This window comes from Akkermansiaceae bacterium, assembly GCA_019634595.1.
In the GTDB taxonomy this organism is placed as follows: domain Bacteria; phylum Verrucomicrobiota; class Verrucomicrobiia; order Verrucomicrobiales; family Akkermansiaceae; genus Luteolibacter.
In genome coordinates, this window is sequence record JAHCBC010000003.1 from 504,415 (window position 1) to 523,999 (window position 19,585).

18 protein-coding genes are annotated in these 19,585 nt (G+C 62.9%); 6 read left to right on the forward strand and 12 right to left on the reverse strand.

Features of this window, described 5'->3' with window-relative positions; genetic code table 11:
• Window position 1: 1 nt before the first annotated feature.
• Window positions 2-730, reverse strand: a complete 729-nt coding sequence (locus KF712_12870) for a single-stranded DNA-binding protein (protein MBX3741882.1) — start codon at window positions 728-730, stop codon at window positions 2-4.
• On the reverse strand, window positions 727-1,650 hold the full coding sequence (gene cyoE / locus KF712_12875) for a heme o synthase (GenBank protein MBX3741883.1): 924 nt from the start codon (window positions 1,648-1,650) through the stop codon (window positions 727-729). Before cyoE ends, KF712_12870 begins: the two co-directional genes overlap by 4 nt.
• A 112-nt stretch (window positions 1,651-1,762) precedes the next feature.
• On the opposite strand from cyoE, the gene KF712_12880 reads away from it, so the two are divergent.
• Window positions 1,763-2,968: a hypothetical protein gene (locus tag KF712_12880; GenBank protein ID MBX3741884.1), complete on the forward strand. Its 1,206-nt coding sequence runs from the start codon at window positions 1,763-1,765 to the stop codon at window positions 2,966-2,968.
• A 67-nt stretch (window positions 2,969-3,035) separates the two neighbouring features.
• Here KF712_12880 and KF712_12885 read toward each other — a convergent pair whose 3' ends face one another.
• The 3 genes from KF712_12885 to KF712_12895 are packed head-to-tail and all read right to left on the reverse strand — an operon-like array spanning window position 3,036 to window position 7,692.
• Window positions 3,036-3,917, reverse strand: coding sequence for a hypothetical protein (locus KF712_12885; GenBank protein ID MBX3741885.1), 882 nt, complete (start codon window positions 3,915-3,917; stop codon window positions 3,036-3,038).
• A complete protein-coding gene (locus KF712_12890; GenBank protein MBX3741886.1) occupies window positions 3,914-6,925 on the reverse strand; it encodes a hypothetical protein in 3,012 nt (1,003 codons plus the stop codon). Before KF712_12890 ends, KF712_12885 begins: the two co-directional genes overlap by 4 nt.
• A complete protein-coding gene (locus KF712_12895; protein ID MBX3741887.1) occupies window positions 6,922-7,692 on the reverse strand; it encodes a hypothetical protein in 771 nt (256 codons plus the stop codon). The genes KF712_12890 and KF712_12895 overlap by 4 nt, the downstream gene beginning before the upstream one ends.
• A gap of 131 nt (window positions 7,693-7,823) precedes the next feature.
• Here KF712_12895 and KF712_12900 point away from each other — a divergent pair, with 131 nt between their 5' ends.
• From KF712_12900 to aroE, 3 genes are all read left to right on the forward strand, one after another.
• A complete protein-coding gene (locus tag KF712_12900; GenBank protein ID MBX3741888.1) occupies window positions 7,824-8,099 on the forward strand; it encodes a helix-turn-helix transcriptional regulator in 276 nt (91 codons plus the stop codon).
• Between the two features lie 141 nt (window positions 8,100-8,240).
• Window positions 8,241-9,557: a glutamate--tRNA ligase gene (locus tag KF712_12905; GenBank protein ID MBX3741889.1), complete on the forward strand. Its 1,317-nt coding sequence runs from the start codon at window positions 8,241-8,243 to the stop codon at window positions 9,555-9,557.
• 4 nt (window positions 9,558-9,561) lie between these two features.
• The gene (aroE, locus tag KF712_12910; protein ID MBX3741890.1) at window positions 9,562-10,461 is read left to right on the forward strand and encodes a shikimate dehydrogenase; all 900 of its coding nucleotides are present in this window, start codon (window positions 9,562-9,564) and stop codon (window positions 10,459-10,461) included.
• 19 nt (window positions 10,462-10,480) lie between these two features.
• On the opposite strand, the gene KF712_12915 is transcribed toward aroE, so the two are convergent.
• From KF712_12915 to KF712_12930, 4 genes are read right to left on the reverse strand one after another with little or no spacing between them, the layout of a single operon-like run.
• Window positions 10,481-11,602, reverse strand: coding sequence for a hypothetical protein (locus KF712_12915; protein MBX3741891.1), 1,122 nt, complete (start codon window positions 11,600-11,602; stop codon window positions 10,481-10,483).
• 9 nt (window positions 11,603-11,611) lie between these two features.
• Window positions 11,612-13,063 carry a hypothetical protein gene (locus KF712_12920; protein MBX3741892.1) on the reverse strand — a complete coding sequence of 484 codons (1,452 nt, stop codon included), beginning with the start codon at window positions 13,061-13,063 and terminating at the stop codon, window positions 11,612-11,614.
• A gap of 53 nt (window positions 13,064-13,116) precedes the next feature.
• Entirely contained in the window at window positions 13,117-14,895 is a 1,779-nt protein-coding gene (locus KF712_12925; protein MBX3741893.1) for an Hsp70 family protein, read from the reverse strand.
• Between the two features lie 60 nt (window positions 14,896-14,955).
• On the reverse strand, window positions 14,956-15,831 hold the full coding sequence (locus KF712_12930; GenBank protein ID MBX3741894.1) for a helix-turn-helix transcriptional regulator: 876 nt from the start codon (window positions 15,829-15,831) through the stop codon (window positions 14,956-14,958).
• 127 nt (window positions 15,832-15,958) lie between these two features.
• On the opposite strand from KF712_12930, the gene recO reads away from it, so the two are divergent.
• Both recO and KF712_12940 read left to right on the forward strand, forming a co-directional pair.
• A complete protein-coding gene (recO, locus tag KF712_12935) occupies window positions 15,959-16,486 on the forward strand; it encodes a DNA repair protein RecO (GenBank protein ID MBX3741895.1) in 528 nt (175 codons plus the stop codon).
• Window positions 16,487-16,577: 91 nt separating this feature from the next.
• Entirely contained in the window at window positions 16,578-17,525 is a 948-nt protein-coding gene (locus KF712_12940) for a tetratricopeptide repeat protein (GenBank protein MBX3741896.1), read from the forward strand.
• Between the two features lie 154 nt (window positions 17,526-17,679).
• Here the strand turns inward: KF712_12940 and ispF are convergent, their stop codons facing one another.
• From ispF to KF712_12955, 3 genes are read right to left on the reverse strand one after another with little or no spacing between them, the layout of a single operon-like run.
• The gene (gene ispF, locus KF712_12945) at window positions 17,680-18,150 is read right to left on the reverse strand and encodes a 2-C-methyl-D-erythritol 2,4-cyclodiphosphate synthase (GenBank protein MBX3741897.1); all 471 of its coding nucleotides are present in this window, start codon (window positions 18,148-18,150) and stop codon (window positions 17,680-17,682) included.
• Window positions 18,147-18,893, reverse strand: a complete 747-nt coding sequence (locus tag KF712_12950; GenBank protein MBX3741898.1) for an inositol monophosphatase — start codon at window positions 18,891-18,893, stop codon at window positions 18,147-18,149. The genes ispF and KF712_12950 overlap by 4 nt, the downstream gene beginning before the upstream one ends.
• 12 nt (window positions 18,894-18,905) lie before the next feature.
• Entirely contained in the window at window positions 18,906-19,553 is a 648-nt protein-coding gene (locus KF712_12955; protein ID MBX3741899.1) for a phosphopantothenoylcysteine decarboxylase, read from the reverse strand.
• Window positions 19,554-19,585: the final 32 nt, after the last annotated feature.

The following is a 19,585-nucleotide window of genomic DNA, read 5'->3' on the forward strand; positions in this document are numbered from 1 at the left end:
TTCACCAGACGCCCTGCGCGACCAGTTGCTTCGTCGCGGCTTCCGCCCAGCCACGGTTGGCCGCGGGAGATGCGGGGGACGGGTGCAGCACCTTCCCGATGAACGCCCCACTCCCGGCCTCCGGCGCGGCCCGCCGCAGGCGTTCCTCCGCGAACGCGCCGACGCCGATCAGGAACTCCGGCCTGAGCGCGCGGATGACCTCCGCCAGATGGATCTGGCAGGCCTCCTCCACCGGGGCCATCTCGGCGGCGGAGATCTTGTCAGGGGTGAGGTTCGCGCCGGTCTGGCTCATCCAGACGAGCGGGCAGTAGTTCAGCACGAAGTGGTCCTTGAAAAACGCATCCGCCGTCCCGAAGCGATCCGCGAACAACCCCCACAGCCGCCTGCCGCTGACCTCCGACTTTTCGCAGGCGAAGCCCACCACCGGACGTTTCGGGTGCTCCACCGCCGGCTTTCCAACGGCTGTCTCGATCCCCATCCAGTCCCGCACGGCCGCGATCTCCCCGAAGGGTACCCCCGTCTGGGTCATGCCGAACGGCCCGGGGTTCATGCCGAGGAACAGCACCCGCTTCGTGCCCGCAGCGTATTTCCGCAGATAGGTTTCATGCGCCGCCCACGCATACTCCAGTGGACGATAGGTGAACTCCACCGGCGGCCTGAAATGCAGCCCCGCCAGGTTTTCCGAAAGTTTCCGCGCCGGTTCGATCAATCCGCTCACGGGCGGACTCAAGCGTTCCGCCACGCGATCAGCAACACCACAAACGCGACCGGCAGATAAAGCAGGGTGGAAAAGAACAGGCGGCGGGCGGAGGTGCGCAGGCCGTCCTTGGCGAACTTCAGCGCCAGCCCCGCCATCAGGAAGCCGAGCAACGGCCCGACGATCAGCCACAGCAGGTTCGCGAAGCCGGTCACCATCGGCAGCAGGGAAAAGGCGGCCAGGGCAACGGCGAAGAAGGCGGAAAGGATGCCGCTCCTGCGCCCGCTCACGTCCCCGTTCGACCACATCTTGTAGCCCGCCTCCTCATATTCCTCGCGGCAGAGCCAGTTGATCGCCACGAAGTGCGGGAGCTGCCAGAAGAACAGCAGGCCGAAAAGGAACCACGCCTCCAGCCCCATGGAGCCGCCCGCACCCGCCCAGCCGATCATCGGCGGGATGGCACCGGGAATGGCACCGACGAGCGTGTTGGTGGAACTGGCCCTCTTCAGCGGCGTATAAACGAAGACATAGACGGCCACCGTGGCCGCGGTGAGGTAGGCGGCCAGATGGCCCACGCTGGCCGAAAGGTGGATGATGCCCAGCGCGGAGAGCACCCAGCCGACGCCGAACGCCGTCATCGGGTTCATGCGGCGGGATGGCAGCGGACGATTCGCCGTGCGGAGCATGCGGGCGTCCAGCTCGATCTCCATCAACTGGTTGAAGGCTGCCGATCCGAATGCCGCAGCAGCGGTGCCGAGCAGGGTGTTCAGCAGCTTCATCCAGTCCATCGATCCGCCCTTGGAGGCCAGCAGGAATCCGAAGAAGGTGGTGATCAGGACGAAGAAGTTGAGCCGCACCTTCATCAGGACCATGAGGTCCTGGCGCAGGCCGGGGTTCTCCGGAAGTGCCTGACCTTCCTGTCTGATTTCCTGTGTTTTCTCCGGTTGCTCCATCGCGGGGCGGCCACCATGCCCCGCCGCCCCCCGCATTCCAAGCCGGAGTTTCCACCCGCCCGCATTCGCTGGACTCCCATGGAAAAGAACGATAATGGTCTCTTTCTACCCAATGCGCCCCCTTCTCATCTCCCTGCTCGCCATTGCTTCCGCCATCGCGGCGGAACCACGCACCTGGACGGATTCCCTCAACCGGAAGATCGAGGCTACCCTGGTCCGCGTGGACGGGGACAATGTGCTCCTGAAGCTCAAGGATGGCAGGGAAGTCCCCTACCCTCTGGCCAAGCTTTCCCAGGCGGACCGGGATTTCGTCGCCTCCGTGCCGGTGGAAAAACCGGAGAACATGCCGGAGGGCGGCGCGTCCGATGACCTGGAAGTGGCGGGCAAGGTGCTCAATTTCTCCGCCCCATGGCCGGACCGGATCACCTTCACGGAAGATCCGGAGATCACCACGGTGGAGGAAAGCCCCACGGAAAAGCGCTTCATCTATGAAAGCGCGAACTACCGCTACGTCTGTGACGTGCGCCTCTCCAAGATGGTGGTGAAGGGCTTCGCCGTCATGTTCGAGGCGACCAACCTTTATTGCGCGACGGTTCCGCTCGCCCTCAACGGCGGCAAGTCCGCGAAGGGCAAGCACGAGATCCTGCTGTTCGAGAACAAGGAAGACTACGTGAAAGCCGGCGGCCCTCCATCCAGCGCCGGTGTCTTCATCGGCGGGAAAAACATCGTCATGGTGCCGCTGGAAAGCCTGGGCGTCCGTCCCGTTGGCAGCGGCTACATGCTGGACCGGGACAAGAGCAGCAAGACCCTGCCGCACGAGCTGGTCCACCAGCTCACCCCGCGCCCCTACTACAGCATGGGCGCGCGCGGCTGGTTCACCGAGGGCATCGCGGAATACATCTCCGTCACCCCCTACCGTGCCGGTTCCTACAATGTCCGGAACAATTTCCGCGACCTCGTCCAGTATGCCACCGGCTACGGTGAGGACGGCCGCGGAGGGCGCGCGCTCGGCACCGAGATCACGCTCCCGTCCCTGAAAAAATGGATGCTGATGCCCTACGAAGACTTCGTCGGGAACCCATCGACCACCCAGATCAACTACGGCTGCGCCATGCTCATCACCACCTACTTCATCCACATGGATGGCAAGGGGGACGGAGCACGGCTGAAGGCATTCCTCAAAGCCCTCCGCGAAGGCAAGGAGGAGGAGGAAGCGCTCGCCGTCCTGCTGGACGGCCGCACGTTCGAGCAGCTCGAGCAGGAGATCAAGAAAGCCTGGGGTTCCAAGCGGGTGGATTTCACCTTCAAGGCTCCCTGATGATTCGGAGGCCGACCCCGCTCTCCGGTTCCGGCGGGAGATTGGGTTCCGGAACTGCCGCCACCGATCAAGCTTTGGCGCGTTTCATCCTGAAATAAGCCACCAAGGCGGCGATGAGCGCGCCCCCGGCGGCGAGCCATGGCCAGAGGGGCTTTTCGTTGGCGGACCCCTTGACCTCCCCATCCGAAGCGGAGGAGGCCTTGGATGATCCGTTGGTTCCTCCGCTAGAAGTGGCTTGTTTCCCTGTAGCGTCCTTCCTGATGCGTTTGATGGAGCGATCGATGTCATCGGCGATGTCCCCCCTGCCCACATCCCGCAGCTTTTGCGCGAATTTCCCGGCCGCCTCAACATGGCTTTCATCTCCGTAACTACGGAGAGCGTCGGCAACCTCCCGGGGGGTGGCCCTTTCAAAGATAAGACCATTCCGTTCATCGGCGGAGGAATTGAAATAATCCAACACCGAAAACAAATGCTCGGGCGCACCATATCTTAGAATCCAGGGAATTGTTGAGCCAAGACCGCTCGTAATCAATGGGTATTTAGGTTTACCCTGTGCGGCATAGTGTTCATAGCGTTCATCCGCTTCGCGGATGCGGGCTTCCCAATAGAGGGATCTTGCCGCAACAATTCTCGGATCCTTTGATGTTCCGCGGAAGGGCGTGACATTCGATGCAATCAGGGATGTTTCGAATCCATACTTCGCGGGATCTCCGATGATCCGGGCGAGGACGCTTTCCCAATCGCGTTTGTCATCCTTGATCGGCGTGGGCTGTTGGGGGCCCTCCGTGTTGATGAACGGTCGTCCTAACTTCAAGCTCTGGAGGAAAAACTCCTCCGCCTGCCGGGAAAATTCCTGGGGGTCGTCCGAAGTCGGATACTCAGGCTGTCCGGACACCATGCCGGGGATCAGCCAGATGATCGACAGAAATACGAGCAGGGGTTTCTTCATGGTGTGCCTCCCAGTTCTTTCAGGATCATTTTTTCCTGATCCCGCAACAACCTCTTGTTGCCTTTGATGCTCCTGTCCGGGCCGGTACTCTTTTTCATGAGATTTCGGGAAACCGATGGATCCGCCTTATCTGGTCCGTATTCTCCCCGGGAGGGTACAGAGTCAGGGTCGCTACGATCATGAGAGGTACCATAATGTCCATGATTGGTCAGAAGGTGGCCCAGTTCATGGCCGAGGGTGAACCAGGAAGTCTGAGCATCAGAAGGCCCTAAAATATGCTCGGCCGAAAGCACCACCGTCCGCGTGTAGGCTTGATCGGCCGTAGCGGTGAGCCGCTTGGTGACCGCTTTTCCCCGTTCGATTTCAAGGGGATTCGGCTGGAGAAGACCACGAACGACAAAGATCGTGAAATCCCGTCTGCCGACAGCGGGATCAGCGACCGCCGCATCGACAAGCGCTTTCATATCGGCATGTACGAGATTGCCGAGTCCCTGGGAACCGCCACCGCCAAAACCATCATGGTGCTGAACCTGGAGATCATTCGCTATGGCCGGAGGCACCGGCATGCTCTTGTAATCCACCTCCAATTCCACCCCAACCTGGGCAAACCGTTCCTTGGCGATCTTCACGAACCCCACGAACTCCGTCTGATAGAAATCCGCTTCCCCGACGAAAACAACCCGCACCTCAGCGTTTCTCTTCACCTTCACCGGCACTTTCATGCTGAACGGATAGCTGACTGCGCCGATCTTGACCTCGCTGATCTCCACACCCCCTCCCAACTGCACCCGGTGCGTCCGGTCGCCCGCCTGCTCGTCATTGCCGCCGGCTTCATCATCCGCCTGATCCGATACCAGCAACTGCGATTGCGATTCCTGCTGGAACGGATTCGCCGTCAGCGGGATCTCTGTCGCCGGATCGTTATAGGCTCCATCCGGATTCCCCGACGTCCCGAGTTTGGCCACTACCGGCTTCCCTCCCAATCTCGACGGGATCCGGACATGGAACCGATGCGGATCGGCGTCGATGTCCAGGACCCCATTCTCGTCTAGCGAATCTTCCATCTTCGCCACCTTCAATTCCTCCGCACCGAACAGGCGGTCGAAGATCTCCTCCTCATTGTGGTTCAAGGCGGGAGTCACCACCTCCACCGGAACTAGCAGCGCGTTGGACGTCGCCCCTTCATCACCGATCCAGATCAGCCCGGACGCGGTGATCTTCTTCGGTTCCATAGCCGCCAGAGACGTTTTCCCCGTGGCCGCCTCCAGCGTGTGCCACCGTGCGTTGCGCCAGATCGCACGGCCCTGCGCCCCGTCGCCAATGCCGTTGCCCTGGCGGTCGAACGCGAGGACCCCGGTGAGGCTGGCGATGGGATCGAATCCCTGTCCCTTTTGGAAGCGGAACGGTCCGCCCATCTGTCCGATGCCCCAGGTTGCCGTGGTGCCGGGAAGATCCGGAAGATCGCTGATGCTCTCCAGATCATACGGCAGCACCTGGGTAGGAGCATTGCCGCAGAGGATGTGGTTGAGTTCCGACGCGCTGACACGGTTCTTGATCATGATCCGTCCGCTGCGGGTGATGACCGGCTCCGGCGGCAACGTAAAGTCATGGAACAGATGGCCGTTCATGGAACCCGCCGTCAGATCCGTGGTGGTCCGGGTTTCCACGGCCAGATTGGACCGGGGGTAGGATGGCCCGGGTGATATCACCTGATGCGTGAAAACCGCCTTGGTCACCTGCGGATCAATGCTGGTGTGGAAGCCGACCGCATGATCCTCCGTGAACGAAGGATTCTCCACCGTACCCCCGAAGCCGCGGTTTTCCCCCAACATCCTGCAGGTGGCATACTGTCCCTGCCGCCAGAGGAAGGCCAGCTTCGCATGGCCGGAGCGCGTGGGTTGCTCCGAGTTCACGCCATGTTCCGACAACGTGTAGTCCACATCCGCGATCACACTCCCGTCCTCCGCGATGGCCTTCATCACCACCGTCATGATCACCGTGCGGTTGGAGGGGGTGCCGGGTCCCGGCAGCGGCGCGGTGCCGGCGGTGTGGGTGCTGGAGGCCCCGGGATTCCATGTCGTGACCTTGAAGTTCAACTGGAAGTTCTCCGGCGCGAACATCACGGGGATGAGCCGCCCCACGCTCTCCGCGGAAGGGTCCCACACCAGCCCCACCGGATCGGTCGTGTAGTCGGCCACCGGCGTGGTGCGGGCGAGGAGGATCCTGCCGGAGTCGGAGACATCCACCGCCTTGAAGCCGCCGGTGGCGCCATCCACCGGGATGTGCAGGTATTTCGCCTCCGGTGTGCGATACCAGTTCACCTCATCGTCGAAAGGCGAGGCATCATAGGGATCGGCGGGGCCGGAGCCATCGCTGTTGGGGATCACGGGAGGCTCCTCCGGATCGGTGGGATTCCCGGCTCCCGGAGGATTCACCAACTCCATGATGGCGGCGTGGATGAGCGGGTTGTCCGCCATGACGGCCAGTTCCCATGGGGAGAAGAGGCCGCCCGGGTTCGGCTGGTCCGCCACATCACACCGGAAGAAACTCCGTTCGGCCAAAGTGTTGGTCTGCGCGTCGCGCGGAGAGACATCGACCATCAGATGCGCCCCGTTGCCCGCCATGGGATCGAACGGAGTCCAACTGCCGGAGGAAAGGTCCGGACTGGTGGACAGGGTGTAGGTTTTCCCCGGCAGGGACCACGGCACGGTCAGCCGGAAGGTGTCCGGCGGCCATGGCGCTCCGGCGATCTCCATTCCGTGCACACCCAGCGGCGGCAGACCCGAGAAAGGATCGGTCCCGGCGATGCTTTCCATGAGATTGCTCCGGCCGTCACCGTCTGCGTCCTCCAAGGGGCCGAACGGTGAGGCATCAGGGAAGAGTGCCAGTTGGTTGTGGAGCAGTTCCCATACATCGCTCATGCCGTTGCCGTTGGTGTCGAGGGCGTGGCCCGGTGCGGCGGCGAGGACGCAGAGGATAACGGCCAGGGGAAGCGGGCGGCTTCTCACCGCGCGCCCCCTTCCCGGGCGGCACGGATGGCCGCCTCATCCGCCCGCCAGTAGCGCATGACGACGGGTTTCCTTTCCGGGGGATTGGTGGCCCGTTCCGCCGCAGCGGCAGCGGCCAGTACGAGATGCGCCTCATACCGTGCGCGCAGCAACGGCGTTTCCCGGTGGTAGAAGTCCAGCAGCACCTGGAGAGCTGCGGTTTCCTCCGCGGTGGGTTCCCCTGCCGCGACCACGAACCCACCGGGCGGCAGGGAGAAAAAGGACGGGACGCCATCGGGGCCACCGATGCTTTCCGAGACCATCATCAGCAGGCTGCAGCGGGCGGTTTCCGTGGCGATCTCCCCGTGGCCGCTGAGCCACAGGAAATTCGCGGGAACCCACAGCGAGACGCTGCGGCCATGGTTCTGGATCTGGAGGTGGGTCACCGCCTGATCCGGATGCGCCTTGTCGGGGATGTACACGCCGGCCCCCAGCACGAGCGTGTGGACGGGCCGGGGATAGGGTGTTTCCTCCCCGCCTTCCGTCTCCGCAACCGGCGGAGCAGACCGGGAGAGGGCGGCGGGCGGGAGTGCCAGCCGTTGGTCCTCCATCGCGGCGGGGTCGAGCTTCTGCAACGTCACGTCCCTCAGGCCGTCATGGACGGTGCGGGCGGAGAGGATGTCCTGCGGCAGCACCTCCAGCGCGGGGAGTTCCGATTGGGAAGCTTCCTGCGCGTGGGCAAACCACGGGGGCGCGAGGAAGAGAAAAAGAAGGGGGAGGGTTTTCATGAGGAAAACAAGCAATGAGAAGCAACATCTTCGACTAGTTGGTCTTCCAGAAAATGGCAAATAATTTCGGCACAAAAGTGCACACACTTGTGAGCATTTTTCGAATTGGGTGCGGCTAGTCTACCAAGTTGATGCGGAATGACCGGCCCCAGAACATCATCGGAGCGAACGTCCGGACCGTTCGTTCCGCCTTGGGCTGGACGCAGGCTGATCTTGCCCGGAAGTGTCAATTGAAAGGATTCGACATCACCCGTACCGGCATTTCACAGGTCGAAAGCTTGTTCAGGCGTGTCACGGATCACGAAATGGTCTTGATCGCCCGCGCCCTCCGGGTGCCAGTAACGGACCTGATCCCCAAACGGCTTCCTCCATGGATCGGAAGGCCCCGGAAGGACTCCGATCCCTGAATTTCCCCAGCCGCTTCCTGGAGATTTTTTCCGGACAAAGCCTTTGGCGGGAGACACTCTCCACAGCAACACCCCCAGCGCTTTCCCGCCGGAACTTTTTCGTTTGGAGGATGGGCCGGCAGTTCCCATACTCCGCGCCCCATGACCGTCCGCACCCGCTTCGCTCCTTCTCCAACCGGCTATCTGCACGTCGGAGGAGCACGCACCGCTTTGTTCAACTGGTTGTTCGCCCGCAAACACGGAGGGACCTTCGTCCTGCGGGTGGAGGACACCGACGAGGTGCGCAACACGGATGAAGCGAAGCAGGCGATCTTCGACGGGATGGACTGGCTGGGGCTGGACTGGGATGAAGGCCCCGGCAAGGGCGGCCCGCACGGTCCGTATTTCCAGAGCGAGCGGAAAGCCATCTACGACACCTGGTTCCAGAAACTGGTGGAGGCGGGCCGCGTCTATGAGGACGGCGGTGCGTGGCGTTTCCGCTTCGAGCGGAAGCCGGTCACGATGACGGACCTGGTCTGCGGGGAAGTCACCATCGACTACCGCGACGAGTCGAACACCCCGGACATGGTGGTGAAGCGGTCGGACGGTTCCTACGTCTTCCACTTCGTCAATGTGGTGGATGACCTGGAAATGGAGATCACCCACGTGATCCGCGGCGAGGACCACCTGATGAACACGCCGAAGCATCTCCAGCTCATCGAGGCGTTCGGCGGGAAAGCCCCCCAATACGCCCACATTCCGCTGATCCTGAACCAGGACGGCTCGAAGATGTCGAAACGCGACGCGGGTGCCGCCGTGGGCGACTACCCGCGCCAGGGATTCCTGCCGGATGCGGTGGTCAACTTCCTGGCCCTGGTCGGCTGGAATTCGAAAACCGACGAGGAGATTTTCACCCCGCAGGAACTGGTCCAGCGTTTCTCGCTGGAAGGCGTGAACCGTGCTCCGGCCCGGTTCGACATCGAGAAATGCGCCTGGGTCAACCTCCAGCACATCGCGAAGATGGACACCGCCTCGTTCGCGGCGGCGGCGAGGCCGTTCGTGGAAAAAGCGGGCCTGCCGGTCCCGGAGAATTTCGAAGCCATCGCCGGTTCCGTGAAGGAAAAGGTGCGCCTGCTGCAGGAGGTGCCCGCCGCGGTCGATTTCCTGATCCAGGACGAGTTTTCCTATGACGAGGAGGCCGTCGCGAAGGTCCGGGCGAACGCCCAGCTACCCACCATCCTCATCATGCTGGGGGCCACCTTCAGCGTGCTGTCCGAATGGTCCGCCGATGCGGCGAAGCAGGCGCTGGGGGATGTCGCGAAAGAGGCCGGAGCGAAAGCGGGCCAGTTGATGTTTCCACTGCGTGTGGCACTTTCCGGGCGTCCCCACGGTCCCGACCTGGGGGACATCCTCAATCTCCTGGGCCGCGAGCGCAGCGTCGCACGCCTGAACCGTTTCACCAACCTACTCACAAGCTGACGAAATGCCCGATGTCTTCACCCTCAATGATCTGATTTCCCGTGAACGCCTGGACGCAGGCGAAAGCAAACCGGCGAAACTCGCGGTCATCGGCCATCCCGTCGCCCATTCCGCCTCCCCCCGGCTCCAACAACCGGCGCTCGACGCCGCGGGGATCGACGCGCGCTACATCCGCATCGAGATCGAACCCGGACACCTGCGGGACGCGTTCGACCGGATGCGCGCGCTCGGCTTCATCGGCTGCAACGTCACGGTGCCCCACAAGTTCGAGGCTCTGGAGGCCTGCAGCGAGGTCCACCCGGAGGCACGGTCCCTGGGGGCGGTGAACACGGTTCGCTTCGATGCGGACCACACGCGGGGATTCAACACGGACGGGCCTGGCTTTGTCCGCGCCATCGACGACGAGTTCGGCCAGCCGCTTTCGACACTGAAAGTCCTCATCGCCGGTGCGGGCGGGGGTGCCGGGCAGGCGATCGCCACCCAGTGCGCCCTCCAGGGCATCGAAAAGCTGGTGATCGTGAACCGGACGGTGGACAAGCTGGAGCCGCTGCTCAACCGGCTGGTGGCGCTGGGACCGACCACGGAAATCATCGCCCTTTCGTTCGATGATCCGCTCCTCGCGATGGAGGCCCATAGCGTTGACCTGATCGTGAACACCTCTTCGCTCGGACTGAAGAAAGGCGATGCCTCCATCCTGCCCGCACCATGCCTGAAGGCCAGCCACCTGATCTATGACACCATCTACCAACCGGCGGTGACTCCATTGATCTCCGCGGGGCAGTCAATGAACTGCCGGACGGCGAACGGGCTTTCCCTGCTGATCCACCAAGGGGTGCTGGCGTTCCAGCATTGGTTCCCACAGACCGACCCACTGTCGATCATGCGGCAGGCGATGGCGGATTGAGGCGCGCCAAGCCATCGGCTCAGCGGGACAGACCGGAGTCGTCGATGGAGAGCCAGTGGCAGGCTTTCACCTCTTCGATGGTGAAGGTGCGGCCCAGGTTGCCATCGGCACGGCGGACTTTCACCCGCACCCGGATCATTCCTTCCGGATCCTGGTTCGGGAGGGTGGAACCATAGACGCGCCCGCCTTCCTTCCGGGTCTCAAACGCCTGCAGCAGCAGCCGCCCGGACTCCGAATGCTGATCCACCGAGAACTCGGTGGAGGCCTCGCCCGCCTCACCCGGATAGCCGAAGCGCGGGGCATGCAGGGCGATCCGGAGGTCCCCCACCTCACTCCGCTGGCCGGCGAGCCGCTCACGGGCGAAGAGCCTGAACTCGCCCTCCCCGTCTCCGGACCCGGACAGGAACAGCAGCCACGGGTGCTCGCTGAAACGGACGAACTCCTCCCAGTCCAGACGCCAGCCGTCATGTTCATCAAAGAACACCGCGTCGAAGGAGCGGCCATCCGCAACCGCCCAACGCGTTTCCACCAGTTTGCGGCCATCCTTCAGATGGATCACGCCGGAACCGGTGCCCCTGATGGAGGTCACGTCGAAGTTTCCGAACGGATTCGTCTGGTAGAATCTGGCCATCCTGCGCGCCGTATCCAGAGGAGTGCGGACGAATTGGTTCCTGACCTCCGGAGTACCCGCGGCGAGGAACCCGCTCAGGTTCTCCACGCATTTTCCATAAGCCCGGCTGAGGAATGCGTGATTCTCGTCCGCCAGCGTCCCTTTGGCTGCCTTCTCCACCATTTCAGAGCGCTCCTCCCGCGGGCTGTCCCGCCACAGGAAATGCCCGCCCACCGCGAGCGCCACCATCAGAATCGTCCATACCAACACGAGCTTGAGGGCGAAATAGCGGCCCTTTTGGCGTGTCACCCCGCGCTTGTGGAACCTCGGCTTCTCCACCTCCGCCATCTTCAGGCGCAGCATGGGATCCCTGCCGGCGCCCGCTTTCCGCGGGCCGGCGGCGACGTCAGGATCAAGGCTGATCGACGGGTCCTCGCCGCAAAGCGTGCAGCGCCGGGCGCCATGAGCGGCCGCCCGGAACAGTGATGCGCAACGCCCGCAATGGAACCATGCCGTCAATTCGTCACTCATGGGCGGAAATCAGGGAGTGAGCCATTCCATATGGACCATCTCCGTGATGATCCATTGGTTGGGCAGGGAGTCCGCGGGACCTTTCGCCAGCTTCAGGGTCATCGGATACTCCGAGCGAACCTCCCTGGGAATGACACCGGGGAGGAATGGCTCGGTCATCTTCTCCGCCACGGGATCCGTCCGTTTCGCATAGCCCCAGACGAAAGTCTCCCCGTCCGCGGAAATGATGCGGAAGCACTGGTAGTCCGCCTCCGGCAGGGAGAACGTGTAGAGATCTCCGGCGGAAACATAACCACGCACGATCCCACCTTCACCCTGCCGCTTGGAGAGATCCCCGAAGGTCGTCTCGGAAAAACCACTGGAAGCCTCCCAGTCCAGGAGCGCCTTATCCCCCTCCTGGACGATGTAGAAGCGGAAGGGGGTGATGTCCGGCAGCAGGCCGGTGAGGAATCCATATTCACGGTCCCCGGTCCGCAGGATCTCCCACTTGGACTCGTCCGGGACATGCCAGTTCCTGGGCACATCCATGGGGGTCCAGCGTTCGCGGACCATTTTCTCCACGCGCTCCCGGTCCCTCAACAAGGGGATCACTTCCTCCACGCCGGCCGCCTTCGCATAGGCTTCGACCAGCACCTTCGCCTTGGCCTCGATTCCCTCACCGAGTTCCGACCTGTCCTCCGCAGCCGGCTCCAGCATCGGTGTCTCCATCACCTCCAGATTGGAAAAGTCCGTCCGCACGCCGCGTTCGTTCTTCCATCCGAGGTTGGGGAGGATGAGAACCCCGCCGATGATCACCACCGCCAGAGCCAGACCGGAGATCACGATCCAGCGCATTTGCACCGACTTCTGCCTGCCCCACGTTTCGATCTCCGGATTCCGGCCATGCCAGGTCTCCTCTGCTTGTTGATCCGCCGGGATCTCCAGCTTTTCAATGACTTGCTTGGGAACGATGCGCGGCAACGTCCCTCCCTCCGGAGAGGATGGCTTCGGCGTATGTTCCAGGATTTCCAGGCGCTGGACAGGGCCACGCACTTCCTGATCCTGCACCCGCCCGACCTCTTTAACGCCGATCTCGATGCCCTGGTCGTCCTGATCATCCGCTTTCGCGGCGTAACCGGCCGGCCTCTCATCCGCCGCCCGTCTTCTGGGAATGAAGGATGAATCCTGGTCTCCCCAGTCGTCCACCGCCGTCAATTTCGGCACATGGTTGTTGGGATCCTCGAAAGCGGGGGATTCCTCCACGTGGTCTTCCGCCACGGGCTTCTTCTCTTCCGCATCCGCATCTGAAATGGGAGCCAGTTCCCGCACTTCGAACGCGGCTTCCCCGGCCTTGGCCTTGCCAGTGGATTTCTTCGCCGGGATGCGCTTGGCGGGTTGCTCCACCTTTTCATCCTCCCCCCAGCCGTCATCCGGAGTCACCTCCGGCACATGGTTGTTGGGATCCTCGAAATCAGAATTCATCGGCAGGGTTGCGGAAACTAGAAGCCGTTCAGGTTTCATGCAAGCAGAACGGTTCAGCCGATCCCGAGGCGCTTCTCCAATGCTTCCTCCATCGCCTTCTCCACCAATCTGGCGGCTAGGGCCTCCGTCGCCGCGTCCAAGCGTTTCACCGCGGCCTTGAGGGGATTGGCGGCGCCCTTCGCCATCGCCCCCTCGACATCCGCGACGGCGGCATCGATCTCAAGCTTTTCCTCATCCGTGGCGAGTCCCTGGCCGAGCACCATCCGTACCGCGGGCAGGAGTTCCTCCGCTTTCATCTTCGCCTCGGTGAAGATCCGCTCCGCCATGTCTTCGAAGGCATGTTCGACGGACTCACCGACCATCGTTCCCACCGCCTCATCATCCACATCCACCGCCGCGCTGCCAATGGTCACCACCGTGTCCCTGCCCGTGGAAACATCCCGCGCCAGCACCTCCAGGATTCCGTTCTCATCGATGCGGAACTGTACCCCGACCCGGGCCTGCCCTTTCGCGGCGGCGTCGAAGCTGACTTCGAAAACACCCAGCTCCCAGTTGTCGCGCGCCATCTCACGTTCACCCTGGAGCACCCTGACCTTCATCGATCGCTGGCCATCCGCGGCGTTCGTGAACATTTCCCCCGCCTTGCAGGGAATGGTCGTGTTCCGGGGGATGAGGACGTTCATCAGGCCGCCGAAGGTCTCGATGCCGAGGCTCAGCGGTGTGACGTCCAGCAGCACCACACGCCGGAGGCTGCCGTCCAGCACACCGGCCTGCACCGTGGCCCCCAGGGCAATGGCTTCGTCCGGATGTTGGGAAACGTCCGGCTCCTTTCCGAAAAGCTCCGCCACCGCCTTTCTCACGGCGGGCATCCGGGTCGATCCACCCACCAGGACCACCGCATCCAGATCCTGCGGCGTCACACCGGCATCCGCCATGGCCTGGCGGCAGTGCCTCAGGGTTCTGCTGATCCATGGTGCGGCCAGCTTCTCCAGATCCCCACGGGTCATCGGGAGTTCCAGGCTGCGCCCGCCATCGAGGAAGGGCACGCGGAACACGGACTCCTCCTCTCCGGCCAACGCGATTTTGACACGCTCCGACTCGACCTTCAGGCGGACGATGGCTTCCGGAGAAAGCTGGTCCACGTCCAGCGACTCCCGCTCCGCCACCCATGCGAGGATGATGGCATCGAGATCATCCCCACCGAGCCGGGTGTCCCCGTGGGTGGCCAGCACTTGAAACACTCCGTCCTGCATTTCCAGGATGGAAAGATCGAACGTGCCGCCCCCGAGGTCATAGACGGCCACGCGGGATTTCTCCTGCAGTTTGTCCAGCCCGTAGGCAAGCGCCGCCGCGGTCGGCTCATTGAGGATGCGCACCACCTCCAGCCCCGCCAGCTCCCCGGCCCGCTTCGTCGCCGCCCGCTGGCCGTCGTTGAAATAGGCGGGCACGGTGATGACCGCTTTCGTGATGGAGGTTCCCATCCGCCATTCGGCGATGCGTTTCAGTTCCTTGAGAATCTCCGCGCTGACCTCTTCCGGACTCTTCTCCAGAATCCGTGGCGAACCATCCGCCGCACGGGTCACACCTGGCTCCGTGGAAACCTCCTCCCAGCGCCGGCCCATCAGCCGCTTCACGCTGGTCAGCACCCTTTCCGGGTCCACCGCCCTGCGGCGGAGCGCCTTTCTTCCCACCTCGACCGAACCATCCGGCCCCAGCCAGACCGCGCTCGGTGTGATCCTCCGCCCATCCTCATCCGCCAGCAGGATGGGGAAGCCGGAATCCACCACGCCCACCGCTGAATTCGTCGTGCCGAGGTCAATGCCCAGAATCATGCGCGGACCATCCCAGCCGGGGCCGTGGGCGTCAATGTCCGCCCGCCGTAAGTGCCCTGCTCACCTCTTTCCTTCCGCCAACCAGTCACTCGGGCTCTTGCCGGTTTCCTCACGGAAGGCTTTGGCGAAGTGGCTGAGGCTCTGGTAGCCGACTTCCAGCGCGGCTTCCGTGACATTCATCCGGCGGGAGTCCAGGGCCTCGCAGGCGCGCTCGACGCGCAGACGGCGGAGGTGCCTTTGCAAGGTCCGCCCGGTTTCCGCGCTCACGCGGCGGGAAAGATGATGGGGGGCCACACCCACTTCCTTCGCCAAGGGAACAAGGTCCAGAGGCTGGTCCAGCCGGGAACGCAGCAGATCCAAGGCGCGGCGCACGGGATCCCGCCCGCGGATGCCCCCGGACAAGCGCTCCTCCCCATGTCCCCTGAAGAACCTGACCGCCGCCCATTCCAGGACGCGGGCCTCCGCCAGCAGGCGGGTGGAGCCTTTTTCCTCCGCCGCTTTTTGCAGGGCATCACAGAGATCCTTTTCCCACACCCCCATGAGTCCGCAGAAGGCCACGGATCCCCCCTCTTCCAGCCACTTCCCCAGTTCCGGGTGCAGCCACTCGCCGCCGCGCTTCAGCCGCTCGGTCAACCAAGCCTTCGAAAGCACCACCACCTCCACCAGATGCGAACCCGGATAGCGCATGCAGGACCACTCACCAGGGCCACCGCCGCCGGTCATGGCGTACATTCCCGGTTTCAGCATGAAACGATCCTGGTCCCCCCACAGCAGTCCGCTGCCCTCACGGTTCAGCCACAGCCACACCGATCCCTCGGAGGCCACCTTCCACCTCCATCCACCGGAAATCGTCCGGCCTTTCACGCGACCACACCGCAGGCCACCGGCCTCACCCCACCAGCTCTCTCCTACCCGCGGACTTTCAAAGCCGCTCATGTAATCGGATTCGCCTCGCATGCCTGGACTTTTATTGCGAACGATTCTCAATAGCAACTAAAATCTCCCGAACCGTTCCAGGATTCCATCTTGGACACGATTTCCCTGATGGCTCATCCTCCCTCCGGTGCCTGCCATCATCACACGCCTGACCCGCCTGACGGACACCAGCCTGATCGTCCATTGGTTCACGGCGGACCATGGTCTGATCAAGACGGTGGCGAAGGGAGTCTACCGTCCCAAAAGCGCGTTCGCGGGGAAACTGGACCTGTTTTTCAGTGGGGAGATTGATTTCGTGATGGCACGGCGCGGGGAGCTCCACAGCCTGCGTGAGGTTTCCATCAGCCACTGGCGGGAGGGACTCCGCAGGAGCTACCTTTCCACGCTGCTCGCCGCCTATTGCTGCCAGCTCATGGAAGCGGCGGTCGAACCCGCCCACCCGGACCCACCTCTCCATGATCTGCTGACGCGTGCGCTCGATCACATCGATGCGGTGGGAGCGAGCCGCCGGGCGCTGCTTCACTTTGAGGCGGAACTCGCCCGGTTGCTGGGAATCGCGCATCACCAGCATTCGGCTGAATTTTCGCTCAAAGAGTCGCTGGGGACACTTCCCCCGGCACGGATGGAACTGTTGGACCGCCTGTCACCAGCATGAGAATACACCGTCCATACATTTTTCTGTCGATTGTTCCATCTTTCCGCTAGTCATTTCCAAAATCCGGTTGATAGATTCATAGATATTACCAATGGACTCCCCGACCGCCACCCTCATCAGCATCCTCCGCGAACGGATCGAAACGCTCCGCGCCGCCGGCAATCTGGATGAAGCCCTGCACGCGGCTGGTGCTGCCATTGAGAAAACCCAGCAGTCGCTCGGGACCGACCTGGACAGCATCGACGCGTTCGCCTCCGCACTGGAACTGCGTGCGGAGATTCTCCGTGAACTGGGCCGCCATGACGCCGCGCGGGATGATTACCGCCAGGCGATCGACCAGCTCGACAACCGCCCTGACCGCCACGACCAGATCGGCCGCCTCTACGCCGGTCTGGGTGCCGCTCTCGATGCACTCGAACAACCGGAGCGGGCTGCGGTCTATTGGGAAAACGCGATCCAGCATTTCGAGAAACACACCCCGCCGCTCCAACTGGATGTGGCGGGCTTGGAAAACAATCTCGGCTTCCTGAAGAAAGCCGCCGGCGACATCGACGCCGCGGAGTCCCATTTCCTGAAAGCACTGGAAATCCTCCACTCGCAGCTCGGCCAGAACCATGAGGAAACGGCCTCCGTGTCGAACAATCTGGGTGCGCTGTATCACACCGCCGGGTTCCACGAACAGGCACGTGAAATGCATATGATGGCACTGGAAACCCGCCGCTCCCTGCTGGGCGAGGAGGATCCGGACACCGCACAGTCCCACAACAACCTGGCGCTGGCGCTGCTGGCGACCGGCGACCGCGCCTGGGCGCGCCGCCATTTCGAGAAAGCGCTGGCCGGTTACGAAGCGCTCGGGCCTGCCTACGCGGACGACCTGGAAGCGGTGGCGGACAACTATTGTTCGTTCCTGGCTTCGGAAGGTGATGTCGCCCTCGCTGAAATCATCGCCGGACGGGTGCGCGAGCTGCTCGGGATTCCGGCACCGGTTCCGGTCGAGGAGCCGGTCGAGCAGGAAGAAGTGAAGGACGTGGTGCTTTGAGAGGAAAACGGCCGTGGTTGATGATCACGGCCGGTTTTTTGGAGGAGTCTGCCGGGAATGCCTTTGCTGTGGGTTCTCATTGCAGCCGGTGGACAGGAATGGAAGCGCAGCGGACATAGCGGCACCGCCGCAATGTCCACCCTCCTTACTTTTCTTACTCAAGCTGGGCCACCGCCATCGCCGCGATCCCTTCACGGCGGCCGATGAAGCCCATCAGCTCGTTGGTGGTGGCTTTCACCCCGACCCTTTCCGGCGGGATGCCGAGGGCTTCGCCGATGTTTTTCCGCATGGCTTCGCGGTGGGGCAGGACCTTGGGAGCCTCCGCGACCAGGCTGGAATCGACGTTGATGATGCGCAGCCCTTCCTCCGCCGCCAGATCGCGGCACTTTTCGAGGATCTTGAGGGAGGAAATCCCGGCGCAGGAGGGATCTCCGGGCGGAAAGTAGTAGCCGATGTCCGGCTTTCCCATCGCCCCCAGCACGGCATCCGCGATGGCATGGCTGAGGACGTCTGCATCCGAATGCCCGTCAAGCCCGTGGGTGTGCGGGATGGTGACACCGCCGAGAACAAGCGGGCGTCCTTCCGCGAACCGATGGACGTCGTATCCGATGCCGGTCATGATCAGAGAATCTCCTGGATGGGGATACGTCCGTTGGTGGCGACGATGGCCCAGGTGTCACTCTCGCCGTTGGAGACGAGATCGACCTTTCCGCCGGCGGTTTCCACCAGCAGCTTGCCTGCGGCGATGTCCCAGAGGGAAATCCGCGACTCGACATAGGCGTCGAGGCGTCCGCTGGCGATGTAGGCCATGCCCAGCGCGGCGGAGCCCATCATCCGCATCTTCCGTGCCTTGAGCGATGCCTTGCGGAACCGCTCGATGCCCGTTTTCAGGGCTTCCTCGTCCTTGCCGCAACCGACGAACAGGATGGACTCCTCCAGACGCTCCCGCTTGCTCGCCTCGATGGGCTTGCCATTGAGCATGGCCGGACCACCGCGCTCGACGGTCCACGTTTCGCCGACCATCGGATCATGGATGACGCCAACGGTGATCTCACCGGCGACACGGAGGGCGATGGAGACGCAGAAGTGCGGGATGGCGTAGTAGTAGTTCACCGTGCCGTCGATGGGATCGACGATCCACTGGCGCTCCGAGTCCAGGTTGCCCGCGAGGCCTTCCTCGCCGTAGAGGGCATCCCCCGGGCGCTGTTCGAGGAGGATCTTGGTGATCAGTGTCTGGGATTCCTTGTCCAGGGCCAGCTTGATGTCGTGGTGGGTCGCCTCATCGACGGCGGCTTCCACACCGAAATGTTCACGGAGCAGTTTGCCAGCCTCAAGGGCGGCATGGGTGGCGAGTTCGAGATCAGTCATGTTTCGAAAATTTCAGGATGATTCCTTCGTGCGGTGGATCTCCAGGATCGCGTCCACCAGATCGTGCGCGATCTCGGTTTTCGGGGCGGACGAGATGAATTCGGTCCGGTCCGGATAGACCAGCACGACCTCGTTGCGGTCGGAGTCGAAGCCGTGGCCGGGCGAGGAAACGTCATTCCCGATGACCAGGTCACAGCCTTTCCCCACCAGCTTCTTCCGGGCGTTTTCCTCCAAATTTTCCGTTTCCGCGGCGAACCCGACGAGGGTTCCGCCAAAGTTGAAGCCTTCCCTGGCGGAGCCGAGGATGTCGGGAGTCTTGACCAGTTCGATGGTCATCCGCTCGCCGTCCTTCTTGATCTTGTGGGATTCCGTGAGCACGGGCGTGTAGTCGGCGACAGCGGCGACGAAAACGGCGATGTCCATGCGCCCGATGTGCTGGGCGACCACCTCGTTCATCTCCGCCGCGGTGGTCACCGGGATGAAGTCCACGTAGTCCGGGACATCCAGCTCGGTGGGGCCTGAGACGAGCAGGACATGGTTGCCGGCATGGATGAAGGCATGCGCGAGCGCATAGCCCATCTTTCCGGACGAGCGGTTCGTCAGGAAACGGACAGGATCGATCGGCTCGCGGGTAGGGCCGGCGGTGATGAGCACGTTCACATGGACAGTCTGGCCCCCATGGCGCGGCTGGC